Consider the following 23,940-nt stretch of genomic DNA (forward strand, 5'->3'; position numbering starts at 1 on the left):
CGTGCGCCCGGCGAAGGCCGCGGCGCCAGGAATCGTCACGGCATCCTGGCGCGCTGGCTTGGGCGGGCCGTCGCCCGCCGGGCCCGTGGGGACAAAGCCGCTCGGAGCGGGGTGCAGTGCGGGATGGCGGCCTCAGCCGCGGTCGAGGCCGATGTCGGGTGCGTCCTCGGCCTTCATGCCGACGACGTGATAGCCGCAATCGACGTGATGGCATTCGCCGGTCACACCCGACGAGAGGTCCGATAAGAGATAGAACCCGGCCTTGCCGACATCCTCCTGGCTCACGTTGCGCCTGAGCGGCGCATTGAGCTCGTTCCACTTGAGGATGTAGCGGAAATCGCCGATGCCCGAGGCTGCGAGAGTCTTGATCGGCCCAGCCGAGAGCGCGTTGACGCGGATCCCCTGCTTGCCCAGATCGGCCGCCATGTAGCGCACCGACGCCTCGAGCGCGGCCTTGGCGACGCCCATCACGTTGTAATGAGGCATCACCCGCTCGGCGCCGTAATAGGTCAGGGTCAGCAGCGAGCCGCCATCGGTCATCAGCTTCTCGGCGCGCTGGGCGAGCGCGGTAAACGAGTAGCACGAGATGTTCATCGACATCTCGAAGTTCTGCGGGCTGGTATCGACATACCGGCCCTTGAGCTCGTTCTTGTCCGCATAGGCGATGGCATGCAGCAGGAAGTCGAGCCTGCCCCAGCGCGATTCGAGCTCGGCGAAGACCGCGTCCATCGAGGCCGCATCGGTGACGTCGCAGGGAAGGACGATCTCGGACCCCGCCTCGGCGGCCAGCGGCTCGACCCGCTTCTTCAGCGCGTCGCCCTGGTAGGTGAACGCAAGCTCGGCGCCCTGCTCGCGGCAGACCTTCGCGATGCCCCAGGCGATGGACTTGTCGTTCGCGACGCCCATGATGAGGCCGCGCTTGCCTGCCATCAGTCCCGACATGGTCCCTCTCTCGTCTCGCCTCGGCCCATCGTGCGGCGGGCTTAGGGCAAAATCGGGTTGCGGGCAAGCAAGACCGGCGGCCGGGGGCTTCCACGCAGCCGGGTGGCACGCTAGGTATTCGGGCCGTGGCAGCGTGCGGAGAGCGGGCATGGTGGAGCTTTCGACAGGCGGCAGGCTTACGGGCATCTTCGCGGGCGACGATCCCTATGCGCTGGCCCGCGACTGGCTGGCCGAGGCCGAAGCATCCGAGCCCGAGGACGCGAACGCCGTGGCGCTGGCCACCGCCGACGCGCGCGGCCTGCCCAATGTCCGCATGGTGCTGCTCAAGGAAATCGAGCCGAGCCAGACGCGGGGCGGCTTCGTCTTCTACACCAACTCGGAGAGCGCCAAGGGCACCGAGCTCAAGGCCAACCCGCAGGCCGCGATGGTGCTGCACTGGAAGTCGCTGCGCCGCCAGATCCGCCTGCGCGGCCCGGTCGAGACGGTCAGCCCGCAGCAGGCGGACGAATATTACAGCTCGCGCGCCTATCAGAGCCGGATCGGCGCCTGGGCAAGCCGCCAGTCGCGCCCCCTCGCGAGCCGCCGCGCGCTGATGGCCGAGGTCGCGAAGATCGCGGCGAAATACCCCGTGAAGCCGCCGCGCCCGCCGCACTGGGGCGGCTACCGCATCCGTCCGCTCGAGATCGAGTTCTGGGCGAACGGCGACTTCCGCCTGCATGATCGCTTCCGCTGGACGCGCATGCGGACCGACGCGACTGGCTGGACGGTGCAGCGGCTCAATCCCTGAGAGGACGCCCCCTCCGCACGCGCGGCGGCACCCGCGCCGTTGCTTCACGAAGATCGGCGCGGGTGCCGAGGCTCCGGCGCTGCGGGGCTTGATCCGGCTCGGGTTCCCGGATCAGATGGCGCGGAACCGGATCTTCCGACTCCGCTTGGCGATTGAGAGAGTCCATGGCCGACAGCTTCGATGGCAAGACGCTTCTGCTGACCGGCGCGAGCCGTGGCATCGGGCACGCGACCGTCAAGCGCTTCTCCTCGGCCGGCTGGCGGGTCATCACCTGCTCGCGCCAGCCCTTTCCCGAGGAATGCCCTTGGTTTGCCGGCGAGGAAGATCACATCGAGGTCGATCTCTCCGACCCGAACTCGACCATCGAGGCGGTGGCCGAGATCAAGCGCCGGCTGCCGAACGGCAAGCTGCACGCGCTGGTCAACAATGCGGGCATCTCGCCCAAGGGGGCGGGCGGAGAGCGTCTCGACACCATCACGACCGACCTGCGGACATGGGGGCAGGTGTTCCACGTGAACTTCTTCGCGTCGGTGGTGCTGGCGCGCGGGATGTTCGAGGAACTCAAGGCGGCGCAGGGCGCCATCGTCAACGTCACGTCCATCGCGGGGAGCCGCGTGCATCCCTTCGCGGGGGCGGCCTATGCGACCTCCAAGGCGGCGCTGGCGGCGCTGACGCGCGAGATGGCTCACGACTATGGGCCCCACGGCATCCGCGTGAACGCCATCGCGCCGGGCGAGATCGAAACGGCGATCCTCAGCCCCGGCACCGAGAAGCTGGCCGAGACGCTCCCGCTGCGCCGCCTCGGCAAGCCGGAGGAGGTTGCGCGGACGATCTACTACCTCTGCACGCCCGAGTCCTCGTACGTGACGGGCGTCGAGATCGAGATCAACGGGGGCCAGCACGTCTGAGCGTAGCGGCGAGGGGAAGATGATCGACCTGTACACATGGACCACGCCCAATGGGCGGAAGGTTTCAATCATGCTCGAGGAGCTGGGCGTCCCCTACACCGTCAAGCCCATCGACATCACGAAGGACGAGCAGTTCCAGCCCTCGTTCCTGATGATCAGCCCGAACAATCGGATCCCCGCGATCTTCGACCACGAGACCGGCCAGAGCCTGATGGAATCAGGGGCGATCCTGCTCTACCTCGCCGACAAGTATGGGCGCTTCGATGGCGAAGAGAGCGGCGCGGGCCGCTGGCGGGTCGTTGAATGGCTCATGTGGCAGATGGGCGGGCTGGGCCCGATGGCGGGGCAGGCGCATCACTTCCTCAAGTTCAATCCCGGCAAGGCGCCCTATGCCGAGGAGCGCTACGCCACCGAGACGCGGCGGCTCTACGGGGTGCTCGAGCGCCGGCTCGCCGGGCGCGATTTCATCGCGGACGAGTATTCGATCGCGGACATGGCCTGCTGGCCCTGGATCTCGCGCTTCGAATGGCAGCGCATCGACCTCGCCGAATTCCCGAATGTCCGCGACTGGTATCGTCGGATCGCGGCGCGGCCCGCGGTCCAGCGGGGTTATGCCGTGCCGAAGGATGCCGGGCCGATCCCCATGCCGTGACGGCCTGCCCCGCGCGTGCGAGGCCAATCTGTTGCGTCGCACAATTTCCTTTCCTCCAAAGCCGCGCCGACGAAGCTTCCTGACGCCGAGGGCGATCTGCGGGCACTCGTTGCCTTCAAATTCATCTTTTTCGATCAGAGGCATGTAGAAACTGCAAGGCCGCCTTGCAGTTGCTTGGCTTGCTGAGGCGTGCCTGGTATACCAATTAGCAATTGCAACATAATTCGCAGATGCGGGAGAGCATCATGTCGTCGAGCAGCATCACCTTCAGCACTGGCCACGGCGTCCCGGGTTTCTCGGGGGTCATGTCCGCCATCGTCGCTCTGGCCGGCTCGCTGCGCCGCGCCCAGGCCGCCGCGGCCGAGTTCGAGCGCCTGAACGCGCTGAGCGACCGCGCCCTTGCCCGCGATGGCCTGAGCCGCACCGACATCGCCCGCGTCGTGATGGAGCGTCACTTCGGCTGACGCGCGGGCGCCTGGGGGGCCGTCGGTGGGTTCCATCGACGCCCGCTGCGGGCCGCGCGCATGGCCTCAGAGCGTGACCACCACCGTACCGAGCTTCTCGCCGGCCTCGACCGCCACGTGGGCATCGGCGACGCGGTCGAGGTCATGGGTGCTGGCGACCGCGTGGCTCAGCGCGCCCGCATCAAGCCAGCGCGCAAGGTCTGCTTCGCCCCGGCGTCGCCGCGCCGGGTCGAGCAGGTAGACAAGCGCCATCCACAGCCGGACATTGCGGAACATCAGCGGATAGAACGGCAGCCCCGGCGTCATCCGCGCCGCCGAGGCATAGGCCGCGATCGTCCCGCCCTCGGCGATCATGCGCGTGGTCGCGTCGAGATTGGCGCCGAAGTCCACCTCGACGATGCGATCGACGCCGCGGCCCCCGGTGATCTCCAGAACCCGCTCGGCCACGTCCTCGCGGCGATAGTCGATGACGTGATCCGCCGGCCCCGCATGCGCGGCCTTGGCCGCGCTCGAGACCGTGGTGATGACTCGCGCACCGGCAAGCCTCGCCATCTGGACGGCGTAGCGTCCGACCGTGCCCGCTCCGCCCGTCACCAGCAGCGTCTGCCCATCGACCGGCCCGTCGCCCAGCACGGTCGCCCAGGCGGTCATCGCCGGAATGCCAAGGCAGGCGCCCTCGGCGAAGCTGGTTCCGTCGGGCAGCGGCACTGCCTGATCGGCCGGGAGCGCGATCAATTCCGCCGCCGTGCCCATCTGGCGGCGCCACTGGCCGTTCCAGATCCAGACCCGCTGGCCCAGCCGCGCGCGCGGCACCCCGTCGCCCAGCGCCACGATCTCGCCCGCGCCGTCGGAATGGGGCACGACGAAGTCCCAGCCCATGGTCGCACCCGGTCGCGAGCCCGCCCGCAGCTTGACGTCCGAGGGGTTCACGCCCGATGCCCGGACGGCCACCACGACCTCGCCCGGCGCGGGGTCGGGGGTCGGCAGATCGGCGATCTCCAGAACCTCCCGCGCCGGTCCGAACCGGCGATAGATTGCCGCGCGCATCGCATTCCCCCTGGCAACGCCCGGAGCCGCGCTCTCAGGCCTTCTTCGGCTTCTTCTGCAGGAAGTAGGAAACGAGGAAGGCCAGGATGACAAGGAAGTTCCCGGTATTGGCCGAGGCGAACTTCATCAGCTGCGCGTCGAGCGCCTTGTCCACCACCACCGTGCCGCTCTGCGATTTCACCATGTCCTGCGCGTCCTTGAGGACCTTGGCGACGGCCTTGGCGACCTTTTCGCGCAGCTTGCGCTTCTCCTCCTCGTCCTTCTGCATCTGGTCGATCTTCGCCATCGCGTCGCGCAGCTTCGCCACGTCACGGCCGATCGCGTTGTGTCGCTTCACGATTTCCGAGAAGGCGGCCTTCTGCTCGGCCTTGTTGATGGCCACCTTCTTCTTCGAGTCGGCGCGGTCCGCGTCGGACACGCCGCCGCGCCCGTCCCTGACCTTCTGCCCGGGCCGTCTCGCCATCTGCCGCCTCCCTCAGCTTCGCGAATCTCCGCAGGATGCCATGGCCGGGCGCCCGACGGCGTGACGGAGCTCACGCCTGCATCGCGCGGCCCGCATTGGGCGTGACGCCCTTCAGCGCCTTGAGCTTCAGGCGGGTGATCTGGTGGCGCTGGCGCTCGAGCACCTCGAAGCGCATCCCGTGGAAGGCGAAGACCTGCCCTTCGGTCGGGATCGTCTGCGCCTCGTGGATCAGCAGCCCCGCGATCGTCGTGGCCTCGTCGTCGGGCAGGTTCCAGTCGCAGGCGCGGTTGAGGTCGCGGATCGTCATGGAGCCCTGCACGATCATCGAGCCATCGGCCTCGCGCACGATCCCCTCGCGCTCGATGTCGTGCTCGTCGGCGATGTCGCCCACGATCTCCTCGAGGATGTCCTCGAGCGTGATCAGCCCCTGAAGGACGCCGTATTCATCCACCACCAGCGCGAAATGCGACTTGCGCTTGAGGAAGGCGCGCAGCTGGTCGTCGAGCGGCCGGGTGTCCGGCACGAACCAGGGCTTCATCGCCACCGCCATCACGTCGAGCGTGGACAGCGCCTCGGCCATGGATTCCTTCGCCCGGATCTGCCGGTTCAACGCGCGCAGCAGGTCCTTGGCGTGGAGCACGCCGACGATGTTCTCGGGCTCGCCCCGCCACAGCGGGATGCGGGTGTGCGGCGAGCCGAGGCAGAAGTCGACGATCTCCTCGGCCGGCGCGTCGGCCGAGATCGAGGAGATGTCGCGCCGGTGGCGCATCACCTCGGCCACCTCGCGGTCGCGCAGGTCGAGCGCGGCCAGAAGCCGGTCCCGCTCGGCCTTGTCCACGCCCCCCTCGCGGGCATGGAGCGCGATGGTGCCGCGGATCAGCTCGTAGGGCGCCAGCGCATGGGCATCGGGGTCGGTTCGGACGCCCATCACCAGCAGCGCGCCGCGCACGATCACCCGGATGAAGGCGACCATCGGCGCAAAGACGCGCACGACGACCGCGATGATGGGGGCGACGCGCACCGCCGCCCGCTCGGGGTTGCTGATCGCGTAGGTCTTGGGCAGCACCTCGGAGAACACGAGCACCATGAAGGTCATCACCAGCGTCGCCCAGGCGACGCCCGCCTCGCCGAACATCATCGTGAAGATCGAGGTCGCGAGCGAGGCGGCAAGGATGTTGACGAGGTTGTTGCCGAGCAGGATCGAGCCGATCAGCCGCTCGTTGTCCTCGGTCAGCCTCAGCGCCGTCGAGGCCCCGCGCGAGCCCTGCGCGGCAAGCGCGTGCATCGTCGCGCGGTTGGTTGCGGTCAGCGCCGTTTCGCTGCCCGAGAAGAAGGCCGAGAGGCCGAGCAGCACGAGAATGATGCCGCTCGTCCACAGAATTGCGGGGTCCATCCGGATGGTCCTTGCACATCAGAAGATCTGCTTCCAGTTATGGGCGCGCAGCGGGCCGGGAACAAGGCAGGTGATGAGCGGTTTCATGGACTTGCGCGATCTGGCGGGCGATGTGGTCGCCTTCGGCGGCGCCGTCTCGAACGCGCATGCCGCCGAGGCGCTGATCGCCGAACTCGCGCACCTGGGACTGGGCGCGGCGCCGATGGTCTCGACCGGCGATCACTGCGCCTATTGCGCCGAGCCGGCGCGGACGCTCGCCCTGCTGCGCGAACGGGGCATGTGGTCGATCGCCGGGAACTGCGAGGAGAGCCTGGGTGCGGGGGCCGGGGATTGCGGTTGCGGCTTCGCAACCGGCACCGCCTGCGATCTTGCCTCGGGCGCGTGGTTCGCGCATGCGGCGGCCGCCATTCCGCTCGAGGCGCGCGACTGGATGCAGGGCCTGCCGCGGCTCGCGGCGTTCCGGGCACATGGGCGCCGCTGGGGCGTGCTGCATGGCGGCGCGAGCGCGGTCAACCGTTATGTCTGGCCCACTGACGACGACGCGGTGTTCGCGGCCGAGATCGCACTTCTCGGACGGACGGTCGGGCCGGTCGACGCAGTGCTCGCCGGGCATTGCGGCGTGCCTTTCCGGCGCGAGGTCGGGGGGCGGCTGTGGCTCAACACCGGGGCGCTGGGGATGCCGCCGCATGACGGCGACCGGCGGGTGTCCTACGCCATCATCCGGGCGGGCGGCGTCGAGATGCGCCGTCTCGGCTACGACTGGCGCGGGGCGCAGGCCGGCATGCGCTCGGCCGGCCTCGTGCAGGGCTATGACGTCTGCCTCGAAACCGGCTGGTGGCCCAGCGAGGACATTCTGCCCGCTGCCTTGCGGCGCGCACCGGCGCGGGCCGTCAGCGGTTGACCAGCCGCAGGGTGCGCTCCTCGCCATTGCGCGTGAGCCGCATCGCGTCGATCCCGATCGCGCTGACCGTCCAGCCCTCGACGCTGTCGCCGAGCATCAGCCGCTCGTAGCGGCCATTCGGCAGTCGCAGCAGGGCCTGCCGGCCGGTCTCGATGTCGAGGATGCCGATGAGCGCCGTGCGGTCGAGCGGGATGCCCTGCTCGACGGCCGAGCGCTGCACCTGCCGCGGCGCCGAGCGGCTCAGGCCGGGCAGGGCCGGCATCGCCGCCCCGGTGCCGCCGCCGTTCCGCGCCGAGGGCCGGATCGGCGCGCCCAGCGTCGCCGGGCGCGGGGAGGGGCGGGGGGCGTCCGCGGCGGCGTGCTCCGAGGCGGGCTCTCCCGCGTCCTCGCCGCCCGGAGCATCGGCGCCCGGGTCCGCGGCGCCCGTGTCCCGCCCGCCCACCACATCCACCTCATCCGCGGCCGTGCCGCCCTGCCCGCGAAGCCTCGGGCTCGGTGATGCCGCGGGTGCGAGCGCCGAGGCGTCCTGTGGGATCTCGGCGGCCTCGCCCTCCCCAACGGCCTCGCCCTCCCCGGTGGCCGCGCTCGGGGCCCGCGGGGCTGCGTCGTCGCTTGCGCCCTCCACTGCGGCGGGATCGTCCGCCGGCCGGGTCCGGGGTGCGATGCTTTTTCCGGGCGCCAGCACACCAGGGGCGAGTTCGGCAAGTTCGGTCCCGTCGGCGAGTTCTGCCGCCGGCATGTCCGAGGCCGCTGCACCCGGCCCCTCCGCCGCGATCGCTGAGGCCGCGAGCGACGGCGACGGACCCCCTCGCGTCCGCACGGGCTGCTTCCAGAGCGTCGGGCCTGGGCGCACGATGGCCGGCTGCGCGTCGCCAGCCCCGTCGTTGGGGGCGTCGGGGCGCGCGTCTATGGGCATGTCGGCGGACGCGTCCGCTTCAGCTGTCGCGATCCCGGGCGGGAGATCGAGTTCGGGCAGCCCGGCGGGAGAGGACGGCGCTGCCAGCGCCGATGGCGCGGGGCGCGCGGGCGGTGGCGGCGCCGACGGCTCGGGCGCACCGGTCCAGAGATCGACGGTGGAGCCGGTGCGGGCGACCAGCGGCGCAGGCCACGGCACCCGTGCCGGAACAGGCCCGGCCTGCTGCCCGGCGGCGGTGTCGGTCGCGGCGATGTCGGGCGTGGGCCGCGTGCTGCTGCCCTCCGGTTCGGCCGCTTCGGGCGCAAACGCGTGGCGCGCGCCGGGGCCGTCCATCTCCGGCTGCGCCGCCGCGCTCTCGACCGACGCCGACCGGTCGGGAGTTGCCGCGTTTCGCTCCCACGGCGCGGCGTGGATCACGAGCCCGAGCGCGATCGCGGCCAACGTGCCGATGGCCGCCACCCGTCGCCGCGCTTTCGGGGCAGCGGGTCGTGCGGCAGCGCCGGGCATCGGGGGGCGCGCGGGCCGCGCGTCCGCGCGTGCGGGCTCTTCCAGCGCGCTCGCGGGATGGGTGGGCGATGCGGGGATGGGGCCTGCGCCACCTGTCCGGAACTCGGGGCCGCCGGGGCCGAAGGCGGCGGCCTCGACCGCCGTCGAGACCGCGGCCGGCGCGAAGCCCCAGCCTTCGGCATAGGCGCGGGCCTCGCGGCAGCTCTGCGCGAAGGCCGCGAGCACCACCGACCGCCCGTCCGGCCCCGGCGCCGCGATGTCGAGGGCGAGATCCTCGGTCCGCTGGCCGCTGACCGCCGCGGCATCGGCGAGCGCCGCGTGCCAACGCGCGGGCTCGCCGGGCGGCAAGGCGAGCCGGCGCACCAGAACCTGCTCCGGCGGCAGCCACAGTGTCACCCGCGGCGTGGGCGCGGCCGTCCCGTCGAACTCCATCGCTTCGTCCCGCGCCGCGCGCAGCAGTGCCGAGGCCGAGGCGAGCGTGCCGTCGGGGCGGATTCCAGCGCGCGCGACCTCGCGCCATTCGAGGCCCTCGCGCCGGAGAAGCGCGACCGTGCCGCCGCCGAGATCGAGCGCAAGCTGCGGCGCATCGGCATTCGATTGCCGGGCATGCGCCGGATCGTTGCAGGGACGTTCCGACCGGCTGCGCTCGCCGCCTTCCGCCAAGGTCGCGTCTCCGTCCTGCCCCCATCGTCCTTCCGACATTAGCCAAAAGCATGCGAGCGCGAAAAGGGACAGTTGCGGGCCGCCCGGTGCGTGGGCGCGACATGCCTGCCGCTTGCGCGGAGCGGGCGCGCGGTGCATAGATCGGCCGGGCGGAAGGCCGTGCCGACCGCGGGCGAAGACGGAGGAGAGACTGATGGCATCCCCCCTGACCAAGCGGGTTCTGGCCGAGGCGCTGCCCGGCGGAGAGGGCGCGGCCCTGCGCGCCAAGCAGGTTCTGCTGGTGGCATTCGGCGTGGCGGCCCTGGCGGTCGCGGCCAAGATCAAGGTTCCGTTCTGGCCGGTCCCGATCACCATGCAGACCTTCGTCGTTTTGACCATCGGCGCGGCCTACGGGCTTCGGCTGAGCGTCGGCACGGTGCTGGCCTATCTGGCAGTGGGCGCGCTCGGCTTCGATGTCTTCACCTCGTCCTCGGCCGAGTCGCACGGGATCGCCTACATGCTGGGCGGCACCGGCGGATACTTGCTGGGCTTCGTGCTCGCGGCGGGTCTCCTCGGGGCGCTCGCGCGGGCGGGCTGGGACCGCAGCGTCGGGCGCATGGCGCTGGCGCTGGTGCTCGGCAACCTCGCGATCTACGTGCCCGGCCTGCTGTGGCTGGGCCAGCTCTATGGCTGGGACAAACCGATCCTCGACTGGGGCCTCTACCCGTTCCTCGCGGGCGACGCGCTGAAGCTTGCGCTCGCGGCGCTGCTGATTCCGGCAGCGTGGCGCATGGTCGGCGACGCCCGGCGCTGAGCGCGGGGCACGCAGGATCTGCGCGGCCCGTCCATGCGGGCCGCGTGTCCCACGGCGCGATGCTGCCCATCGTACATCACCCGGACTACCAGGCGCCGCTGAGGCCCGGGCACAGCTTTCCGATGTCGAAATACGGCTATCTGCGCGACGCCCTGTCGCGCAGGGGGCTGCTCGTGCCGGGCCGGTATCTTGCGCCGGCCCCCGCGACGGCCGCGCAGGTCGCACTGGCGCATGACGCCGGATACGTGGCGCGGGTCCTCGACGGGCGGCTCGCGCCCGAGGAGGTGCGGCGCATCGGCCTGCCGGCAAGCGAGGCGGTGGCGCGGCGCGCCCGGCTCTCGGCCTCGGGCACGCTGCTGGCGGCATGGCTCGCGCTCGAGCACGGGATCGCCGCGAATTCCGCCGGCGGCTCGCATCACGCGGGGCCCGACGGCGGAGCGGGCTACTGCGTCTTCAACGACGTCGCCGTCGCCATCCGGAACCTGCGCGCGCAGGGCTTTGCCGGGCGCATCCTCGTGATCGACGCGGACGTGCATCAGGGGGACGGAACCGCCCGGATCTTTGGCGGCGACGCCAGCGTGTTCTGCCTCTCGGTCCATGCGGCGAAGAACTTTCCGGCGAGGAAGGCGTGCTCGGACCTCGACGTGGCGCTGCCCGACCGGACGGGCGATGGCGACTACCTCGCGGCGCTGGGCGCGTCGATGGCGCAGGCGCTGGCTGCATCGGCGCCGGCGCTGGTGTTCTACAATGCCGGCGTCGATGTCTGGGAGGGCGACCGCCTCGGACGCTTGGCCGTCTCGATGGCGGGGCTGCGCGCGCGCGAGCGTCTGGTCATCGACGCCGTGCGCGCCGCGGGCGTGCCGCTCGTGATCGTCATCGGCGGCGGCTACGACAGCGACCCCATGCGGCTGGCCGAGCGTCACGCGATGGTGTTCGAGGAAGCGGCGCGCGCCGCCGCCTGAGCGGCCCTACTGCGCCGCCCTAAGCCGGTTGGCCTCGGCCCGCTTCAGCGCCAGCGACCAGAAGATCGTCCCCATCGCGACAAGGCCGATCAGGATGGTGGCGATGGCGTTGATCTCGGGCGTCACGCCGAGGCGCACCGACGAGAAGATCTTCATCGGCAGCGTTGTCGAGCCCGGCCCCGAGGTGAAGCTCGCGATCACGAGGTCGTCGAGCGAGAGCGTAAAGCTCAGGAGCCAGCCCGAGATCACCCCCGGCATGATGAGCGGCAGGGTGATCCGGCGGAACACGGTGGCAGGGCGCGCGCCCAGATCCTCGGCCGCCTCCTCGACCGACTGGTCGAAGCCGGCAAGCCGCGCCTGGATCACGATCGCGACGTAACACATCGAGAACGTGGCATGCGCGATCACGATGGTCACGAAGCCGCGGTCCATCGAGACCGAGATGAAGGCGAGCAGCAGCGACAGCCCGGTGATGACCTCGGGCATGACCAGCGGCGCCAGCACCATGCCCGAGAACAGCGTCCGCCCGAGGAAGCGCGGCACGCGCGCCAGCGAATAGCCCGCCATCACGCCCAGCACGGTCGCCAGCGTCGAGGCTGTCGCCGCCACGGTGGCCGAAACCCAGGCGGCATCGAGCAGCGCGGTGTTCGACCACAGCTCGACATACCACCGGGTCGAGAAGCCGCCCCAGACCGTGACCAGCTTCGAGGCGTTGAAGGAATAGAGCATCAGGATGAGGATGGGCGCGTAGAGGAACGCGAAGCCCAGCGCCATCGCGCCTTTCAGGAACAGCCCCGGTCCGCGCCGCATCAGCCCGTCCCCTCGCGCCGCGCATATCGCTGGAAGATCATGATCGGCACCACCAGCACCATCAGCAGCAGCACGGCGACCGACGAGGCAAGCGGCCAGTCGCGGTTCTGGAAGAACTCGTTCCACAGCGTGCGGCCGATCATCTGCGTCGACGACCCGCCCAGCAACTCGGGGATGACGAACTCGCCCACCGCCGGGATGAAGACGAGGAAGCAGCCGGCTGCGATGCCCGGCATGCTGAGCGGCAGGGTTACGCGCCAGAAGGTCGTGAAGGGGCGCGCGCCGAGGTCGGCGGCGGCCTCGAGCAGGCTCTCGTCGAGCTTCTCGAGCGTCGAGTAGAGCGGCAGGATCATGAAAGGAAGATAGCTGTAGACGATGCCGATATAGACCGCGGTCGGCGTGAAATGGATCTGCAGCGGCTCGGAGATCACGCCGGTCCACAGCAGGAAGGCGTTCAGGATGCCCTCGGTCTTGAGGATGCCGACCCACGCGTAGACCCGGATCAGGAACGACGTCCAGAACGGCAGGATCACCAGTGTCAGCAGCGCTCCGCGCCAGTTCCGCGACGAGCGCGCGATGCCATAGGCCATGGGATAGCCGATCAGCAACGCGATCAGCGTGGACAGCCCCGCGACCTTGAGCGAGTTGAGATACGAGTCGATGTACAGCGGATCGTCGAACAGGAAGCTGTAATTCCCGAGATTGGGTGTCGCGAGATGCGTGAGCGCCGCGCCCATCGAGTCCCAGACCGGCGTGTAGGGCGGCTGCGCGATCGCCGTCGTGCTGATCGAGATCTTGAGCACGATCAGGAAGGGCGCGAGAAAGAAGGCGATCAGCCACAGATAGGGGATCAGGATCGCGGCGCGCCGCCCCCAGCCCGAATGTCCAACCGCCTGTCCCGCCATTCCCCGACGCACTCCCGCCCCGCCGCAGAAGCGGCCTGCCGCCCGAGCCTAGAGCGGCCGCAGCGGCGCTTGCAAGCCTGTTCCGCACCGCGGCATTTAGACCTTGCAAGGGCCCTTGCGGGCGTTAAGCTGCCGCCGGAAACAGGCTGCGGATGGCCCAGCGGCCCCCAAACAGAAGATCGGGAGAGGTGATCATGACGCGATTTCTGACCGGCACGGCGCTGGCTCTGATGCTGGCTGTTCCGGCCGGTGCCCAGGACCGGGTCGTCAATGTTTACAACTGGTCGGACTACATCGACGAGGAGATCCTCGCGGAGTTCACAGCCGAGACCGGGATCAAGGTCGTCTATGACGTCTTCGACTCGAACGACATCCTCGAGACCAAGATGCTGGCGGGATCGTCGGGCTACGACGTGGTCGTTCCCACAGGCGGCTTCCTGCAGCGCCAGATCCAGGCGGGCGTGTTCCAGAAGCTCGACAAGTCGAAGCTGCCGAACCTTGCCAACATGTGGGACCGCATCTCGGAACGGACCGCGAAATACGACCCGGGCAACGAGTATTCAATCAACTACATGTGGGGCACCACCGGGATCGGCTACAATGTCGATGCGGTGAAGGCACGCCTCGGCGCCGAGACGATCGACTCGTGGGAAGTGATCTTCAATCCCGAGCTGATCGCGAAGTTCGCCGATTGCGGGATCCATATCCTCGACGCGCCGGACGAGATGATCCCTGCGGCGCTCAACTACATGGGCAAGGACCCCGACTCGAAAAACGTCGACGACATCCGCGCGGCGGCCGAACTGATCGCAAAGATCCGGCCCTCGGTCACCAGCTTCAACTCGTCGCCCTACATCAACGCGCTGGCCGACGGCGATGCCTGCCTGGCGGTGGGCTGGTCGGGCGACGTGCTGCAGGCCCGAGACCGCGCGGCCGAGGCGAACAACGGCGTGACCGTCGAATACGCGATCCCGAAGGAAGGGGCGCTCATGTGGTTCGACCAGATGGCGATCCCCTCGGACGCTCCGCACCCCGAGGAGGCGCACATCTTCCTCGACTACATCATGCGCGCCGAGGTTGCGGCCAAGGCGTCGAACTACGTCTACTACGCCAATGGCAACAAGGCGTCGCAGCCGCTCCTCAACGAGGACGTGATCGGCGACCCGGCGATCTACCCGTCCGCCGAGACGGTCGAGAAGCTCTACGTGACCTCGCCCTACGGCCCGGCCGAGCAGCGCGTGCTGACGCGCGAGTGGACCCGGATCAAGACCGGTTCGTGACAGCCTGTGCGCGCCGGGCCCAGTCGGGCCCGGCGCGCGCCCCTTCCGATTGGAGGCTGCCGTGGCGGTTGCCGAGAAGCGCGACACCCCCCTCAAGCCCTGGCGCGATCCAAGCGCCGTGCCGCATCTGAAAATCGTCGACCTCGTTAAGCGCTTCGGCGAGACGGTCGCGGTCGATCACGTCTCGCTCGACATCTACCGCGGCGAGTTCTTCGCCCTGCTGGGACCATCGGGCTGCGGCAAGACCACGCTGCTGAGGATGCTCGCGGGGTTCGAGACGCCCGATTCCGGCCAGATACTGCTGGGCGGCGAGGACCTCTCGCGCATCCCGCCCTACGAGCGGCCGGTGAACATGATGTTCCAGAGCTATGCGCTGTTCCCGCACATGACGGTTGAGCAGAACATCGCCTTCGGCCTGCAGATGGAGCGCATGCCCCGTCCCCAGATCCGCGAGCGCGTGGCCGAGATGCTGGCGCTGACGCGGCTCGAGAAGTTCGCGCGGCGCAGGCCCGACCAGCTTTCCGGCGGGCAGCGCCAGCGGGTGGCGCTGGCTCGCGCGCTGGCCAAGAAGCCCAAGCTCCTGCTGCTGGACGAGCCGCTCGGCGCGCTCGACCGCAAGCTGCGCGAGGCCACGCAGTTCGAGCTGGTGAACATCCAGGAGACACTCGGCCTGACCTTCGTGATCGTCACCCACGACCAGGAAGAGGCGATGACGGTCTCGACCCGCCTCGCGGTCATGCGCGACGGCAAGGTTGCGCAGGTGGGTGAGCCGCAGGAGGTCTACGAGGCCCCGGCCTCGCGCTACGTGGCCGACTTCATCGGCGACGTCAACGTCCTGACCGGCGGCGTGCGGGGCGACGGGACCATCGATCTCGCCGCCGGCGGCACCGCGCAATGTCCCGCCGCGGCGTCACGGAGCGAGGGCACGGCCGTCGAGCTTGCGCTGCGGCCCGAGAAGATCTCGCTTTCCCGCGCAGGCGAGGGCGAGGCGGCGGGCGTCAACGAGATGGTGGGCCACGTCGAGGACATCGCCTATCTGGGCGACATGTCGATCTACCATGTCCGGGTCACGCCCGATCTGAGGGTCAAGGTCGCGCGGACGAACCGGCTGCGCGCGGCCGAGCGCGAGATCACCTGGGGCGACCCGGTTCGGCTGGCCTGGGACGCTTCGGCGCTGGTGCTGCTGCAGGAGTGACGTTGCAAGGCGCGTGGTGTCTCGCGTGAGGTGCGGCTCAAAATTCTGATCTAAAACGAATATCCCGAGAAGGTGCTCCCCCGGCGGCATGGGGCCTCCGGCGAAATCCGCACAACCTTGAGGTGTATCAAGGCACAGCCCCGGCCAGCGTGCAGACTGCATGGCGCAAACCCATCCGAGGAGGGAGAACCGCCATGAGCGTCGCACGCGTGACCGAGATCACATCGGCGTCGAGCACCAGCTTCGAGGATGCGATCGTCAAGGGGGTCGAACGCGCCTCCAAGACGTTGAAGAACGTCAAGGGTGCCTGGGTCCAGGATCAGACCGTCGCGGTCGAGAACGGCCGGATCGCCGAGTATCGCGTCAACATGAAAGTGACATTCGTTCTTGAGGATTGACCGCAAGACGTCGGCGGCGCGCGCCAACGCGCGCGCCGCGCGCCGTGCCGGTCAGAAGGGGGCGGGCAGATGCCCGCGGGGGGCAACCTGCCCGGGGCTGCCGCGTCCCGGCGCCTGCTGGGGTGCATGGCGGGGCCGCCCGGCGAGGGGCGCGAGCCCCGTGCGGCGCATCCGGGCCGCGCGCAGGGCGCGGCGGACGGCGTGGCCGCTCAGCCCGTCGCTCGACATCACGAGGCGGATGAGCGGGTCGGCGAGCAGGTCGTCGACGGGGGGCTTGCCCGGCCGCGGGAGGGGCGCGCGGTCGCGCAACAGCGCCGCCCGCAACTCGACCCAAGCGACGGTGAGCACCTCGGCGGCATCGTCCGTGCCCAGATGGAGACGCACCTCGGTCGCCGGCGCCTCGGGCATCGACACGTCGTCGAGGAAATGTTGCCGCCACTCGATCAGGTAGTCGCCTGCCGGCAGCACCCGGTCCGCACCCGCAAGTTGCGCGGGCCGCGAGAAGCTAAGCGTGGTCTTCCTGAGTTCGTCTGCCATGAATCACCCTTTCGGAGCTTCAAGGGCTTGTGAAAACTCGAAAAACACCGATTGAATGGGGAACGCCACACGGCAGGGAAAGTATGTGGCGTCGCGCCCGGCGACGCAAGGCCGATTTTACATGAAATTTTATTTGCGATTTAATGTCATCCGAGAAAACGCGAGAGAGTATAAGGAAGAAATTCTTGCCGGTGACGGGCAATGTCGCGGGCCGCCGGGCAGTTCGCGCGTAAGTTGCGCGGGCAGGCTGGGCGTGTCCCGGCCCCGTATCATCTTGGGACAGGCGGCTCCGGACTTCGCGGCACGGCCGGGCGCGGGCGGACATGCGCGTCGTGACCCGTCCCGTTCCTTTGTGCGTCGCCGCGAGCGGCCCCGGCGCGCCGCGCCAATTCTTGATCGCGCGGGGGCCGCAGGCGCGAGGGCATGAAAAAAGCCCGCGCGGGGACGCGCGGGCTTCGTGTGACCGCCAGGGCGCCGCGCCGTCGGCGCGCGCCCGTCGCGGCAGGTCAGTCGGCGAGCTGAAGGTTGCCGGCCGACTGGCGGCCGTCGCGGCCGCTCTCGATGTCGAAGGTCACCTTCTGGCCGTCATCGAGACGGTCGATGCCCGCGCGCTCGAGAGCCGAGATGTGGACGAACACGTCCTTCGAGCCGCCCTCGGGCTGGATGAAGCCGAAACCCTTGGTGGCATTGAACCACTTCACAGTGCCCTTGGCCATGTGAATGTCTCCTTTGTGTGTCGCTGCCCGCAACATGCGGCAGCCCGGCGCAGTCATGACAAGATCGAGTGACTGAAGCCGGTTAGGGAGACAGCGGTTCGATAGAGATAACGTCGCGCGCCATACATGGGCCTTTCGGGGCGGGATTGCAAGGGAATTGCGCGGAGAGGGCGGTGCGGTGCGGCGGGAGTCGTGAGTGCCGGCATGCCCCTGCGGCTTGCTTCGGCACCGGCGCCTCGTTGGCTGTGCCGGACCGCGGGCATTGCGCCTCGACGCAGGCGGTCCCGGGCGCGGGGCCCTCGGCGCCACGGGGCGGGAGCGGCCGTCACGAAGGACGGGGCGAGGGAAGTGCCGATGGATAGGGCGGGCGGACCCGCCCCATGCATCGCGTGGGTGCTACTTGAGGGCAGCCTGGACCATCATCTGGCCGACTTTCGCCTGCTTCAGGTAGATGTCGAGGCCGGCCTTCGTGTCGTCATGCACGCCCTTCACGCACTCCTTCTGCGCCCTTGTAAGGATGTGAATGAGGTCCTTGTACATTACCTCGACGTTCTCGAGCTTGAACCCGGTCTCCTTCGCGCGCTGGAGGTTGGGCAGGCCGTTCGGGCCGATAAAGGCTGTCCGGATCTTGTGCAGAGCCTGAATGACATCCTTGTTCATCTTGAAAAGCTTCGGGGCTCTCGACTCCCACCACTGGGGGTCGAAGCCCTTCTTGGTGATATCGGAATGATCGGATTTCTTCATGCGGATTCCCCTTCCGGTTCCGCCGCCCGGCAGTTCCAGCCCTCCTCCGGGGGACCGCGAGGCGACGCGGAAGGGTAGGGGAGATCGGGAGATTTTCTTAAGGGAATCGGGCGATGCGGATCGCGGGCGATCAGGGCGGGGGTCATGTGGGCCGTGCGGGCCGGTTCGAGATGGGACCGCGGTACCCGAGACTCTGGCGTGAGGCGCGCCCGGACATCGGTTCGGTGGACCTGTTTCCGCCCCGAGCGGGCGAAGCCCCGGGGCCGAAGCCGACATGATCCGCGACGCGGCGGATTGCGCGGCTCACGTCCGGTATTGTTGGGCCAGCCCGGTGAAGCACGGGTTCGCCGCGCGGGCGGTGGATTGGCCGCATTCGTCGATCCACCGCGACATCCGTTTGGGCCGGGTGGAGGCGGAGTGGTCGGTCGAGGTTCCCGACGGCCGGTTTGGGGAGTAGGGCGGGGTTCACCCCGCCGGTGTGCGACGGCGGGAGGGGTGGCGGGGTGAACCCCGCCCTACGAGTGCTGCGCCCGAAAGCTTCTCACCATCCTCAACGCCATGATCCGCGACGGAACCGTCTACACCAGAGCAGCAACGTGAAAGACAGTTGCTAGGCTTGCTGCTTGCAATGCGGATCAGATTTCGCTTTTTTGAGCGGAGATAACTAGATTGGAGCGCGCAAGTGGTGAGTTTGAAGCATTTCCAGTGGCGCCAAATCGACGAATTTTTTTGACATGGGTGCCGGTTACGTACTCGACTTCAACAATAAAGGATTCAAGGAATTTTTTGAGGACCAACTCGGCATAGACATCTATTCTAGTGAATACGCGACTCGCGGCAACTCGAAGGTGAATCGGCTGCGGTGCTTCATTGAGAATTCCTCACGGCATGATGTTGTTCAGGTTCTCGAGGCACTTTGGGAGTTGGCAGCGGAAGAGACCAGGAATTTGATTGAGATTGATAATCATCTTATATCAATTGGCGCGATGGATCTGGAATTAACAGAATTAAAGTATGCGGATTAATTTTTTCAGACAAAGAAGCTTTCCGAGTTTTTGGAATCGATACCAACAACATCGCCGCGGATTGGAGCGGAAAAACTTTCGAGCGCCGCGCAGAAAGTGAACTTCGATACAGTCTTGCGAGAGGTCGAGCGCGCGCACAAAGCTGCGGATATCGATCCGGAAGATGCCATAACCGCAGCCTGCTCGATGCTGGAGAGCGTCTGCCGTTCCATCCTCGTGGAGCTTGGGGAGCCTCTGCCGAAGAAGATGGACATTCAGACACTCTACAAGGCCGTCAAGGTTCCATTGAAGCTGTCTGCTGATAGGGAAGACCTTTAGGGCGAGGCCGCGGCGGATATCCGTCAGATTCTTGCTGGGCTTACTACCGCAGTTTCAGGCATCGGCTCTCTGAGAACCCATAGCGGAGATGCGCATGGAAGAGAAAGGGGAACTAGAAGGATAGACAAAAGAGTTGCCGAGTTGGCAATTAACTCGGCAAGCTCCATTTCGTTATTTCTCATTGCAACGTGGGAAAAACGGTTCCCCGGCAAAGATTTGTGGAGGCACGGGGAATGACACGTGGCCTCCCTCACCTCGCAAACTTCTTATACTTGATCCGCTTCGGCTCCACCGCATCCGGCCCCAGCCTGCGGATCTTGTCCTCCTCATAGGCCTGGAAGTTCCCCTCGAACCACTCGACCTTCGCCTCGCCCTCGAACGCCAGGATATGCGTGCAGAGGCGATCGAGGAAGAACCGGTCGTGGCTGATCACGACTGCGCAGCCGGCGAAAGCCTCCAGCGCATCCTCAAGCGCGCGCAGGGTCTCCACGTCGAGGTCGTTGGTTGGCTCGTCGAGCAGCAGCACGTTGCCGCCGGATTTCAGGAGCTTCGCCATGTGGACGCGGTTGCGCTCGCCGCCCGAGAGGAGCGAGACCTTCTTCTGCTGGTCGCCGCCCTTGAAGTTGAAGGCGCCGCAATAGGCGCGGCTGGGGATCTCGGCGTCGCCAAGCTGGAGGATATCGAGGCCGTCCGAGATCACCTCCCACACGGTCTTGTTGGGGTCGAGGTCGTCGCGGCTCTGATCGACGTAAGACAGCTTCACCGTGTCGCCGAGGGAAATGGTGCCGGCGTCGGGCTGCTCCTGCCCGGTCAGCATGCGGAACAGCGTGGACTTGCCCGCTCCGTTCGGCCCGATCACGCCGACGATGCCGCCCGGCGGCAGCGAGAAGTCGAGGCCGTCGATCAGCAGCCGGTCGTCATAGCCCTTCCTCAGCCCCTCGACCTCGATCACCTTCGAGCCGAGGCGCGGCCCGTTCGGGATGATGATCTGGGCGCGGCCCACGCGCTCGCGCTCGGAATGCGAGGCAAGCTCGTTGTAGGCGTTGATGCGGGCCTTGGACTTGGCCTGCCGGGCGCGGGGCGACTGGCGGATCCATTCGAGTTCCGAGGCCAGCGCCTTCTGGCGCGACTTGTCCTCGCGCGCTTCCTGCTCCAGCCGCTTGGCCTTCTGCTCGAGCCAGGACGAGTAGTTGCCCTCGTAGGGAATGCCGCGGCCGCGGTCGAGCTCGAGGATCCAGCCGGTGATGTCGTCGAGGAAGTAGCGATCGTGGGTGACGATCAGGATCGTGCCCTTGTACTCGATCAGGTGCTTCTGCAGCCAGGCGATCGTCTCGGCGTCGAGGTGGTTGGTGGGCTCGTCGAGCAGCAGCATCTCGGGCGCTTCCAGCAGCAGCTTGCATAGCGCCACGCGCCGCCGCTCGCCGCCCGAGAGGGTGGCGACGCGCGCCGTGTCGGGCGGGCAGCGCAGCGCCTCCATGGCGACATCCACCTGCGCGTCGAGGTCCCACAGGTTCTCGGCGTCGATCTCGTCCTGCAGGCGTGCCATCTCGTCGGCGGTCTCGTCCGAGTAGTTCATCGCAAGCTCGTTGTAACGGTCGAGCTTGGCCTGCTTGGCGGCAACGCCCAGCATCACGTTGCCGCGGACGTCGAGGCTCTCGTCGAGCTTCGGCTCCTGCGGCAGGTAGCCGACGCGCACCCCCTCGGCCGCCCAGGCCTCGCCGGTGAAGTCCTTGTCCTGACCCGCCATGATGCGCATCAGCGTGGACTTGCCCGCGCCGTTGACGCCGACGACGCCGATCTTCACGCCCGGAAGGAACGAGAGGCGGATGTTCTCGAAGCACTTCTTGCCGCCCGGATAGGTCTTCGAGACGCCATCCATGTGGTAGACGTACTGGTAGCTGGCCATCGCGCGCTTCTCCGGGGGCTGGAAGGATTCGGGGCGGATCAATATCGTGCGAGCGGGCCCGGCGCAACGCGCGGTGGCGTGAAAGCGGCCCGCGAGGGTCGCAAACGCTCTGGCGCGGCGCGGGATTTCCGACAAGACTGTGCGCCGGGACCGCGGACAGCCGCGGCCGGGAAAGCTCTCCGGCCCCATGGGGGCGGCCGGGCGGGCAGATGTCAAAAGCCCCTGCAGGGAGACCACGCATGACCGAATTCGACCGCCGCCAGCTTCTCAAGCTCGGCGCCGCGGGGGCCGCGCTGATGGCGGCGCCCAAGGCGTTCGCGCAGACCCCGAAGAAGGGCGGCACCCTCAGGATCGGACGCGGGCACGGCTCGACGACCGACAACCTCGACCCCGGCGTGTGGGAGAACGACTTCACCATCGGCCAGGGCTTCATCTACAACAACTACCTGACCGAGATCGGCCAGGACAACCAGCTTGCCCCCGAGCTCGCCGAGAGCTGGGAGGCGAGCCCCGACGCCAAGCAGTGGGTGTTCAAGCTGCGCAAGGGCGTGACCTTCCACAACGGCAAGGACGTGACGCCCGAGGACGTGGTGGCCTCGATCAACTACCACCGCGGGCCCGACTCGAAGTCGGCCGCCGCGGGCATCGTGGGCCAGATCGAGGACATCAAGGCCGACGGCGACAACGTCGTGGTGGCGCTGTCGGGCGGCAATGCCGACTTCCCCTACATCGTGTCGGACTACCACCTCGCGATCATGCCGGCCGCGGATGGCAAGATCGACTGGAGCCAGGGCATCGGCTGCGGTCCCTACAAGATCACCTCGTTCGAGCCCGGCGTGCGCGCGACCTACGAGCGGCACAAGGACTACTGGAAGTCGGACCGGGCGCATTTCGACGCGATCGAGCAGATCGCGATCATCGACTCGGCGGCGCGGACCAATGCGCTGCTGACCGGCGAGGTCGATGTGATCGACCGCGTGGACCTCAAGACCGTCGAGCGCCTGAAGCGCGCGCCGGGCATCGCCGTCGAGCAGACCAACGGCAACCAGCACTACACGCTGCCGATGATCACGACGATGGCGCCCTTCGACAACAACGACGTGCGGCTGGCGCTGAAGTATGCGCTGGACCGCGAGGAGCTGTTGCAGAAGATCCTGCAGGGCTATGGCACGCTCGGCAACGACCACCCGATCGGCCCCGCCAACGTGTTCCTGGCCAAGGACATCGAGCAGATGGCCTTCGATGCCGACAAGGCGAAGTTCCACCTGAAGAAGGCCGGGCTCGACAGCCTCGCGGTCGATCTGCACATGTCCGAGGCGGCCTTTGCCGGCGCGGTCGATGCGGGCGTGCTCTATTCCGAGTCCGCGGCCAAGGCCGGCATCACCATCAACGTGGTGCGCGAGCCGGGTGACGGCTACTGGTCGGACGTGTGGATGAAGAAAGGCTGGTGCGGCTCGTACTGGGGCGGGCGGCCGACCGAGGACTGGATGTTCAGCCAGGTCTACCAGTCGGGCGCCGACTGGAACGAGGCGTTCTGGTCGAACGAGCGTTTCGACAAGTTGCTGAAGGAAGGCCGGGCCGAGCTCGATCCCGGCAAGCGCGCCGACATCTACCGCGAGATGCAGATCATCTGCCGCGACGAGGGCGGCTCGGTGATCCCGATGTTCTCGTCCTATGTTTTCGCGCGTTCGACCAAGCTCGACCATGGGGCGCTCGCGTCGAACTGGGACATGGACGGCCACAAGCTGATCGAGCGGTGGTGGTTCGCCTGATCGGCGGCCAATCTGAACCAGGGGGCCGCGCCGCAAGGCGCGGCCTTCCGCGTTCGGGGGACTCAGGCGCCGAGCGCACCGGCTGGCCGGCTAGCTCCCTGGCGAGGCCCCGAGCCGAGCCCGGGGCAGCGGGGTTGGGGGGCATGCGGGGCGGGCGCTCTTGACATCGGGGCGGCCCGCCCTGCCTTCTTTGCCGGCCATCGCATGGCCATGCCCCGCCGCGGCCCGTCCGGGCCCTCGTCATCAGGACCCGCCCGAGCCCCATGTTCCCTTGCGACCTCATCGCGATGCCCGGCCAGCGGATCGGCCTGCTCGGCGGCTCGTTCGATCCCCCGCATGCGGGGCATGTGCACATCACGCGCTGGGCGCTGCGCACGCTCGCGCTCGACCGGGTGTGGTGGCTGGTCTCGCCCGGCAACCCCCTGAAGCAGCGCGGTCCGGCCGAGATGACCCGGCGCCTCGCGTCGGCGCGCGCGATGATGTGCGATCCGCGCGTGCGCGTCACCGACATCGAGGCGCGGCTCGGCAGCCGCTACACCGCCGACACGCTGGAGCGGCTGGCGGCGCGCTTTCCTGGCGTGCGCTTCGTCTGGCTGATGGGTGCCGACAACCTCGTGGGCTTCCATCAATGGGAGCGCTGGGACGAGATCCTGGCACGCCACCCCGTCGGCGTGATGGCGCGGCCGGGCGAGCAGGTGCGCGCGGGCCTGTCGCCGGCGGCGCGGCGCTTCGCCCGTCTGCGCCTGCCGCAATCGGCGGCGGCTGGGCTGGGCCGGGGCGGGCGGCCGGGCTGGGTGCTGCTGACCGGGGCGATGTCGCCCGTCTCGTCGACCGCGATCCGCGCGCGCGGCGACTGGCCATGATCCGCTGGCGGTGACGGGCGCTTGCGCCGGCGGCGCGGGTCTGGGATTCTCGCGGGGGAATTCGCAGCGTGTC

At 68.4% G+C, this 23,940-nt stretch carries 27 protein-coding genes; 15 read left to right on the forward strand and 12 right to left on the reverse strand.

Going from position 1 to position 23,940, the window contains the following annotated elements:
* Positions 1 to 132: 132 nt before the first annotated feature.
* Positions 133 to 942 carry an enoyl-ACP reductase FabI gene (gene fabI, locus M1105_RS13245; RefSeq protein ID WP_249580850.1) on the reverse strand — a complete coding sequence of 270 codons (810 nt, stop codon included), beginning with the start codon at positions 940 to 942 and terminating at the stop codon, positions 133 to 135.
* A gap of 148 nt (positions 943 to 1,090) precedes the next feature.
* Here fabI and pdxH point away from each other — a divergent pair, with 148 nt between their 5' ends.
* From pdxH to M1105_RS13265, 4 genes are all read left to right on the forward strand, one after another.
* Positions 1,091 to 1,729: a pyridoxamine 5'-phosphate oxidase gene (gene pdxH, locus M1105_RS13250; RefSeq protein WP_249580851.1), complete on the forward strand. Its 639-nt coding sequence runs from the start codon at positions 1,091 to 1,093 to the stop codon at positions 1,727 to 1,729.
* A 164-nt stretch (positions 1,730 to 1,893) separates the two neighbouring features.
* Positions 1,894 to 2,637 (forward strand): SDR family NAD(P)-dependent oxidoreductase, encoded by a 744-nt coding sequence (locus M1105_RS13255; protein WP_249580852.1) that lies wholly within the window; start codon positions 1,894 to 1,896, stop codon positions 2,635 to 2,637.
* Positions 2,638 to 2,656: 19 nt separating this feature from the next.
* On the forward strand, positions 2,657 to 3,289 hold the full coding sequence (locus M1105_RS13260) for a glutathione S-transferase family protein (protein ID WP_249580853.1): 633 nt from the start codon (positions 2,657 to 2,659) through the stop codon (positions 3,287 to 3,289).
* A gap of 245 nt (positions 3,290 to 3,534) precedes the next feature.
* Complete coding sequence (locus tag M1105_RS13265; protein WP_249580854.1) at positions 3,535 to 3,753, forward strand: DEAD/DEAH box helicase family protein; 219 nt, start codon at positions 3,535 to 3,537, stop codon at positions 3,751 to 3,753.
* A gap of 66 nt (positions 3,754 to 3,819) precedes the next feature.
* Here the strand turns inward: M1105_RS13265 and M1105_RS13270 are convergent, their stop codons facing one another.
* The 3 genes from M1105_RS13270 to M1105_RS13280 form a co-directional block, all read right to left on the reverse strand.
* Positions 3,820 to 4,800 carry an NADPH:quinone reductase gene (locus tag M1105_RS13270; RefSeq protein ID WP_249580855.1) on the reverse strand — a complete coding sequence of 327 codons (981 nt, stop codon included), beginning with the start codon at positions 4,798 to 4,800 and terminating at the stop codon, positions 3,820 to 3,822.
* Between the two features lie 34 nt (positions 4,801 to 4,834).
* The gene (locus M1105_RS13275) at positions 4,835 to 5,263 is read right to left on the reverse strand and encodes a hypothetical protein (RefSeq protein ID WP_249580856.1); all 429 of its coding nucleotides are present in this window, start codon (positions 5,261 to 5,263) and stop codon (positions 4,835 to 4,837) included.
* A 70-nt stretch (positions 5,264 to 5,333) separates the two neighbouring features.
* Positions 5,334 to 6,656: an HlyC/CorC family transporter gene (locus M1105_RS13280; protein WP_249580857.1), complete on the reverse strand. Its 1,323-nt coding sequence runs from the start codon at positions 6,654 to 6,656 to the stop codon at positions 5,334 to 5,336.
* A 73-nt stretch (positions 6,657 to 6,729) separates the two neighbouring features.
* On the opposite strand from M1105_RS13280, the gene M1105_RS13285 reads away from it, so the two are divergent.
* Positions 6,730 to 7,557 (forward strand): metallophosphoesterase family protein, encoded by an 828-nt coding sequence (locus M1105_RS13285; RefSeq protein WP_249580858.1) that lies wholly within the window; start codon positions 6,730 to 6,732, stop codon positions 7,555 to 7,557.
* Here M1105_RS13285 and M1105_RS13290 read toward each other — a convergent pair.
* Positions 7,547 to 9,643: a hypothetical protein gene (locus M1105_RS13290; protein WP_249580859.1), complete on the reverse strand. Its 2,097-nt coding sequence runs from the start codon at positions 9,641 to 9,643 to the stop codon at positions 7,547 to 7,549. The genes M1105_RS13285 and M1105_RS13290 overlap by 11 nt on opposite strands.
* Positions 9,644 to 9,836: 193 nt before the next feature.
* Between M1105_RS13290 and M1105_RS13295 the strand changes: the two genes are divergently transcribed.
* Positions 9,837 to 10,436, forward strand: coding sequence for a biotin transporter BioY (locus M1105_RS13295; RefSeq protein ID WP_249580860.1), 600 nt, complete (start codon positions 9,837 to 9,839; stop codon positions 10,434 to 10,436).
* 44 nt (positions 10,437 to 10,480) lie between these two features.
* A complete protein-coding gene (locus tag M1105_RS13300) occupies positions 10,481 to 11,398 on the forward strand; it encodes a histone deacetylase family protein (RefSeq protein ID WP_249580861.1) in 918 nt (305 codons plus the stop codon).
* A gap of 6 nt (positions 11,399 to 11,404) precedes the next feature.
* Here M1105_RS13300 and M1105_RS13305 read toward each other — a convergent pair whose 3' ends face one another.
* Both M1105_RS13305 and M1105_RS13310 read right to left on the reverse strand, forming a co-directional pair.
* Positions 11,405 to 12,208: an ABC transporter permease gene (locus M1105_RS13305; protein WP_249580862.1), complete on the reverse strand. Its 804-nt coding sequence runs from the start codon at positions 12,206 to 12,208 to the stop codon at positions 11,405 to 11,407.
* Positions 12,208 to 13,113, reverse strand: a complete 906-nt coding sequence (locus M1105_RS13310) for an ABC transporter permease subunit (RefSeq protein WP_249580863.1) — start codon at positions 13,111 to 13,113, stop codon at positions 12,208 to 12,210. Before M1105_RS13310 ends, M1105_RS13305 begins: the two co-directional genes overlap by 1 nt.
* Positions 13,114 to 13,307: 194 nt before the next feature.
* On the opposite strand from M1105_RS13310, the gene M1105_RS13315 reads away from it, so the two are divergent.
* The 3 genes from M1105_RS13315 (at position 13,308) to M1105_RS13325 (ending at position 15,986) form a co-directional block, all read left to right on the forward strand.
* Positions 13,308 to 14,393, forward strand: coding sequence for a polyamine ABC transporter substrate-binding protein (locus M1105_RS13315; protein WP_264759630.1), 1,086 nt, complete (start codon positions 13,308 to 13,310; stop codon positions 14,391 to 14,393).
* Between the two features lie 61 nt (positions 14,394 to 14,454).
* Complete coding sequence (locus M1105_RS13320) at positions 14,455 to 15,588, forward strand: ABC transporter ATP-binding protein (protein ID WP_249580864.1); 1,134 nt, start codon at positions 14,455 to 14,457, stop codon at positions 15,586 to 15,588.
* Positions 15,589 to 15,782: 194 nt separating this feature from the next.
* Positions 15,783 to 15,986, forward strand: a complete 204-nt coding sequence (locus M1105_RS13325; RefSeq protein ID WP_249580865.1) for a dodecin family protein — start codon at positions 15,783 to 15,785, stop codon at positions 15,984 to 15,986.
* A gap of 51 nt (positions 15,987 to 16,037) precedes the next feature.
* Here the strand turns inward: M1105_RS13325 and M1105_RS13330 are convergent, their stop codons facing one another.
* The 3 genes from M1105_RS13330 to M1105_RS13340 all read right to left on the reverse strand — a co-directional run bounded on the left by M1105_RS13330 (position 16,038) and on the right by M1105_RS13340 (position 17,983).
* Positions 16,038 to 16,523 carry a hypothetical protein gene (locus tag M1105_RS13330; protein WP_249580866.1) on the reverse strand — a complete coding sequence of 162 codons (486 nt, stop codon included), beginning with the start codon at positions 16,521 to 16,523 and terminating at the stop codon, positions 16,038 to 16,040.
* A gap of 506 nt (positions 16,524 to 17,029) precedes the next feature.
* Complete coding sequence (locus M1105_RS13335; RefSeq protein WP_249580867.1) at positions 17,030 to 17,239, reverse strand: cold-shock protein; 210 nt, start codon at positions 17,237 to 17,239, stop codon at positions 17,030 to 17,032.
* A gap of 396 nt (positions 17,240 to 17,635) precedes the next feature.
* A complete protein-coding gene (locus M1105_RS13340) occupies positions 17,636 to 17,983 on the reverse strand; it encodes a hypothetical protein (RefSeq protein ID WP_249580868.1) in 348 nt (115 codons plus the stop codon).
* A 274-nt stretch (positions 17,984 to 18,257) separates the two neighbouring features.
* Between M1105_RS13340 and M1105_RS13345 the strand changes: the two genes are divergently transcribed.
* Both M1105_RS13345 and M1105_RS13350 read left to right on the forward strand, forming a co-directional pair.
* Positions 18,258 to 18,440: a hypothetical protein gene (locus M1105_RS13345; RefSeq protein ID WP_249580869.1), complete on the forward strand. Its 183-nt coding sequence runs from the start codon at positions 18,258 to 18,260 to the stop codon at positions 18,438 to 18,440.
* Positions 18,441 to 18,717: 277 nt separating this feature from the next.
* On the forward strand, positions 18,718 to 19,008 hold the full coding sequence (locus tag M1105_RS13350) for a hypothetical protein (protein ID WP_249580870.1): 291 nt from the start codon (positions 18,718 to 18,720) through the stop codon (positions 19,006 to 19,008).
* A 5-nt stretch (positions 19,009 to 19,013) separates the two neighbouring features.
* Here M1105_RS13350 and M1105_RS13355 read toward each other — a convergent pair whose 3' ends face one another.
* Entirely contained in the window at positions 19,014 to 19,262 is a 249-nt protein-coding gene (locus M1105_RS13355; protein ID WP_249580871.1) for a hypothetical protein, read from the reverse strand.
* A gap of 82 nt (positions 19,263 to 19,344) precedes the next feature.
* Here M1105_RS13355 and M1105_RS20970 point away from each other — a divergent pair, with 82 nt between their 5' ends.
* Positions 19,345 to 19,563, forward strand: a complete 219-nt coding sequence (locus M1105_RS20970; protein ID WP_406600624.1) for an abortive infection family protein — start codon at positions 19,345 to 19,347, stop codon at positions 19,561 to 19,563.
* A gap of 13 nt (positions 19,564 to 19,576) precedes the next feature.
* On the opposite strand, the gene ettA is transcribed toward M1105_RS20970, so the two are convergent.
* Positions 19,577 to 21,232, reverse strand: a complete 1,656-nt coding sequence (gene ettA / locus M1105_RS13360) for an energy-dependent translational throttle protein EttA (RefSeq protein ID WP_249580872.1) — start codon at positions 21,230 to 21,232, stop codon at positions 19,577 to 19,579.
* 239 nt (positions 21,233 to 21,471) lie between these two features.
* Between ettA and M1105_RS13365 the strand changes: the two genes are divergently transcribed.
* Positions 21,472 to 23,004: an ABC transporter substrate-binding protein gene (locus tag M1105_RS13365; protein ID WP_249580873.1), complete on the forward strand. Its 1,533-nt coding sequence runs from the start codon at positions 21,472 to 21,474 to the stop codon at positions 23,002 to 23,004.
* Between the two features lie 263 nt (positions 23,005 to 23,267).
* Positions 23,268 to 23,867: a nicotinate-nucleotide adenylyltransferase gene (locus M1105_RS13370; RefSeq protein WP_249580874.1), complete on the forward strand. Its 600-nt coding sequence runs from the start codon at positions 23,268 to 23,270 to the stop codon at positions 23,865 to 23,867.
* Positions 23,868 to 23,940: the final 73 nt, after the last annotated feature.

Origin of the sequence: Thermohalobaculum sediminis, from assembly GCF_023487995.1 — a bacterium.
Lineage (GTDB): Bacteria > Pseudomonadota > Alphaproteobacteria > Rhodobacterales > Rhodobacteraceae > Thermohalobaculum > Thermohalobaculum sediminis.

What these genes read in the sequence shown, in the direction of transcription:
- M1105_RS13255 (WP_249580852.1), top strand. Translation starts at nt 1,894, where the DNA reads ATGGCCGACAGCTTCGATGGCAAGACGCTTCTGCTGACCGGCGCGAGC.
- M1105_RS13315 (WP_264759630.1), top strand. Translation starts at nt 13,308, where the DNA reads ATGACGCGATTTCTGACCGGCACGGCGCTGGCTCTGATGCTGGCTGTT.
- M1105_RS13365 (WP_249580873.1), top strand. Translation starts at nt 21,472, where the DNA reads ATGACCGAATTCGACCGCCGCCAGCTTCTCAAGCTCGGCGCCGCGGGG.
- M1105_RS13325 (WP_249580865.1), top strand. Translation starts at nt 15,783, where the DNA reads ATGAGCGTCGCACGCGTGACCGAGATCACATCGGCGTCGAGCACCAGC.
- M1105_RS13330 (WP_249580866.1), bottom strand. Translation starts at nt 16,523, where the DNA reads ATGGCAGACGAACTCAGGAAGACCACGCTTAGCTTCTCGCGGCCCGCG.
- M1105_RS13275 (WP_249580856.1), bottom strand. Translation starts at nt 5,263, where the DNA reads ATGGCGAGACGGCCCGGGCAGAAGGTCAGGGACGGGCGCGGCGGCGTG.
- M1105_RS13265 (WP_249580854.1), top strand. Translation starts at nt 3,535, where the DNA reads ATGTCGTCGAGCAGCATCACCTTCAGCACTGGCCACGGCGTCCCGGGT.
- M1105_RS13285 (WP_249580858.1), top strand. Translation starts at nt 6,730, where the DNA reads ATGAGCGGTTTCATGGACTTGCGCGATCTGGCGGGCGATGTGGTCGCC.
- M1105_RS13345 (WP_249580869.1), top strand. Translation starts at nt 18,258, where the DNA reads ATGATCCGCGACGCGGCGGATTGCGCGGCTCACGTCCGGTATTGTTGG.
- M1105_RS13335 (WP_249580867.1), bottom strand. Translation starts at nt 17,239, where the DNA reads ATGGCCAAGGGCACTGTGAAGTGGTTCAATGCCACCAAGGGTTTCGGC.
- M1105_RS13370 (WP_249580874.1), top strand. Translation starts at nt 23,268, where the DNA reads ATGTTCCCTTGCGACCTCATCGCGATGCCCGGCCAGCGGATCGGCCTG.
- pdxH (WP_249580851.1), top strand. Translation starts at nt 1,091, where the DNA reads ATGGTGGAGCTTTCGACAGGCGGCAGGCTTACGGGCATCTTCGCGGGC.
- M1105_RS13280 (WP_249580857.1), bottom strand. Translation starts at nt 6,656, where the DNA reads ATGGACCCCGCAATTCTGTGGACGAGCGGCATCATTCTCGTGCTGCTC.
- M1105_RS13350 (WP_249580870.1), top strand. Translation starts at nt 18,718, where the DNA reads ATGGGTGCCGGTTACGTACTCGACTTCAACAATAAAGGATTCAAGGAA.
- M1105_RS13295 (WP_249580860.1), top strand. Translation starts at nt 9,837, where the DNA reads ATGGCATCCCCCCTGACCAAGCGGGTTCTGGCCGAGGCGCTGCCCGGC.
- fabI (WP_249580850.1), bottom strand. Translation starts at nt 942, where the DNA reads ATGTCGGGACTGATGGCAGGCAAGCGCGGCCTCATCATGGGCGTCGCG.
- ettA (WP_249580872.1), bottom strand. Translation starts at nt 21,232, where the DNA reads ATGGCCAGCTACCAGTACGTCTACCACATGGATGGCGTCTCGAAGACC.
- M1105_RS13355 (WP_249580871.1), bottom strand. Translation starts at nt 19,262, where the DNA reads ATGTCCATCTTCTTCGGCAGAGGCTCCCCAAGCTCCACGAGGATGGAA.
- M1105_RS13340 (WP_249580868.1), bottom strand. Translation starts at nt 17,983, where the DNA reads ATGAAGAAATCCGATCATTCCGATATCACCAAGAAGGGCTTCGACCCC.
- M1105_RS13270 (WP_249580855.1), bottom strand. Translation starts at nt 4,800, where the DNA reads ATGCGCGCGGCAATCTATCGCCGGTTCGGACCGGCGCGGGAGGTTCTG.
- M1105_RS13260 (WP_249580853.1), top strand. Translation starts at nt 2,657, where the DNA reads ATGATCGACCTGTACACATGGACCACGCCCAATGGGCGGAAGGTTTCA.
- M1105_RS13310 (WP_249580863.1), bottom strand. Translation starts at nt 13,113, where the DNA reads ATGGCGGGACAGGCGGTTGGACATTCGGGCTGGGGGCGGCGCGCCGCG.
- M1105_RS13305 (WP_249580862.1), bottom strand. Translation starts at nt 12,208, where the DNA reads ATGCGGCGCGGACCGGGGCTGTTCCTGAAAGGCGCGATGGCGCTGGGC.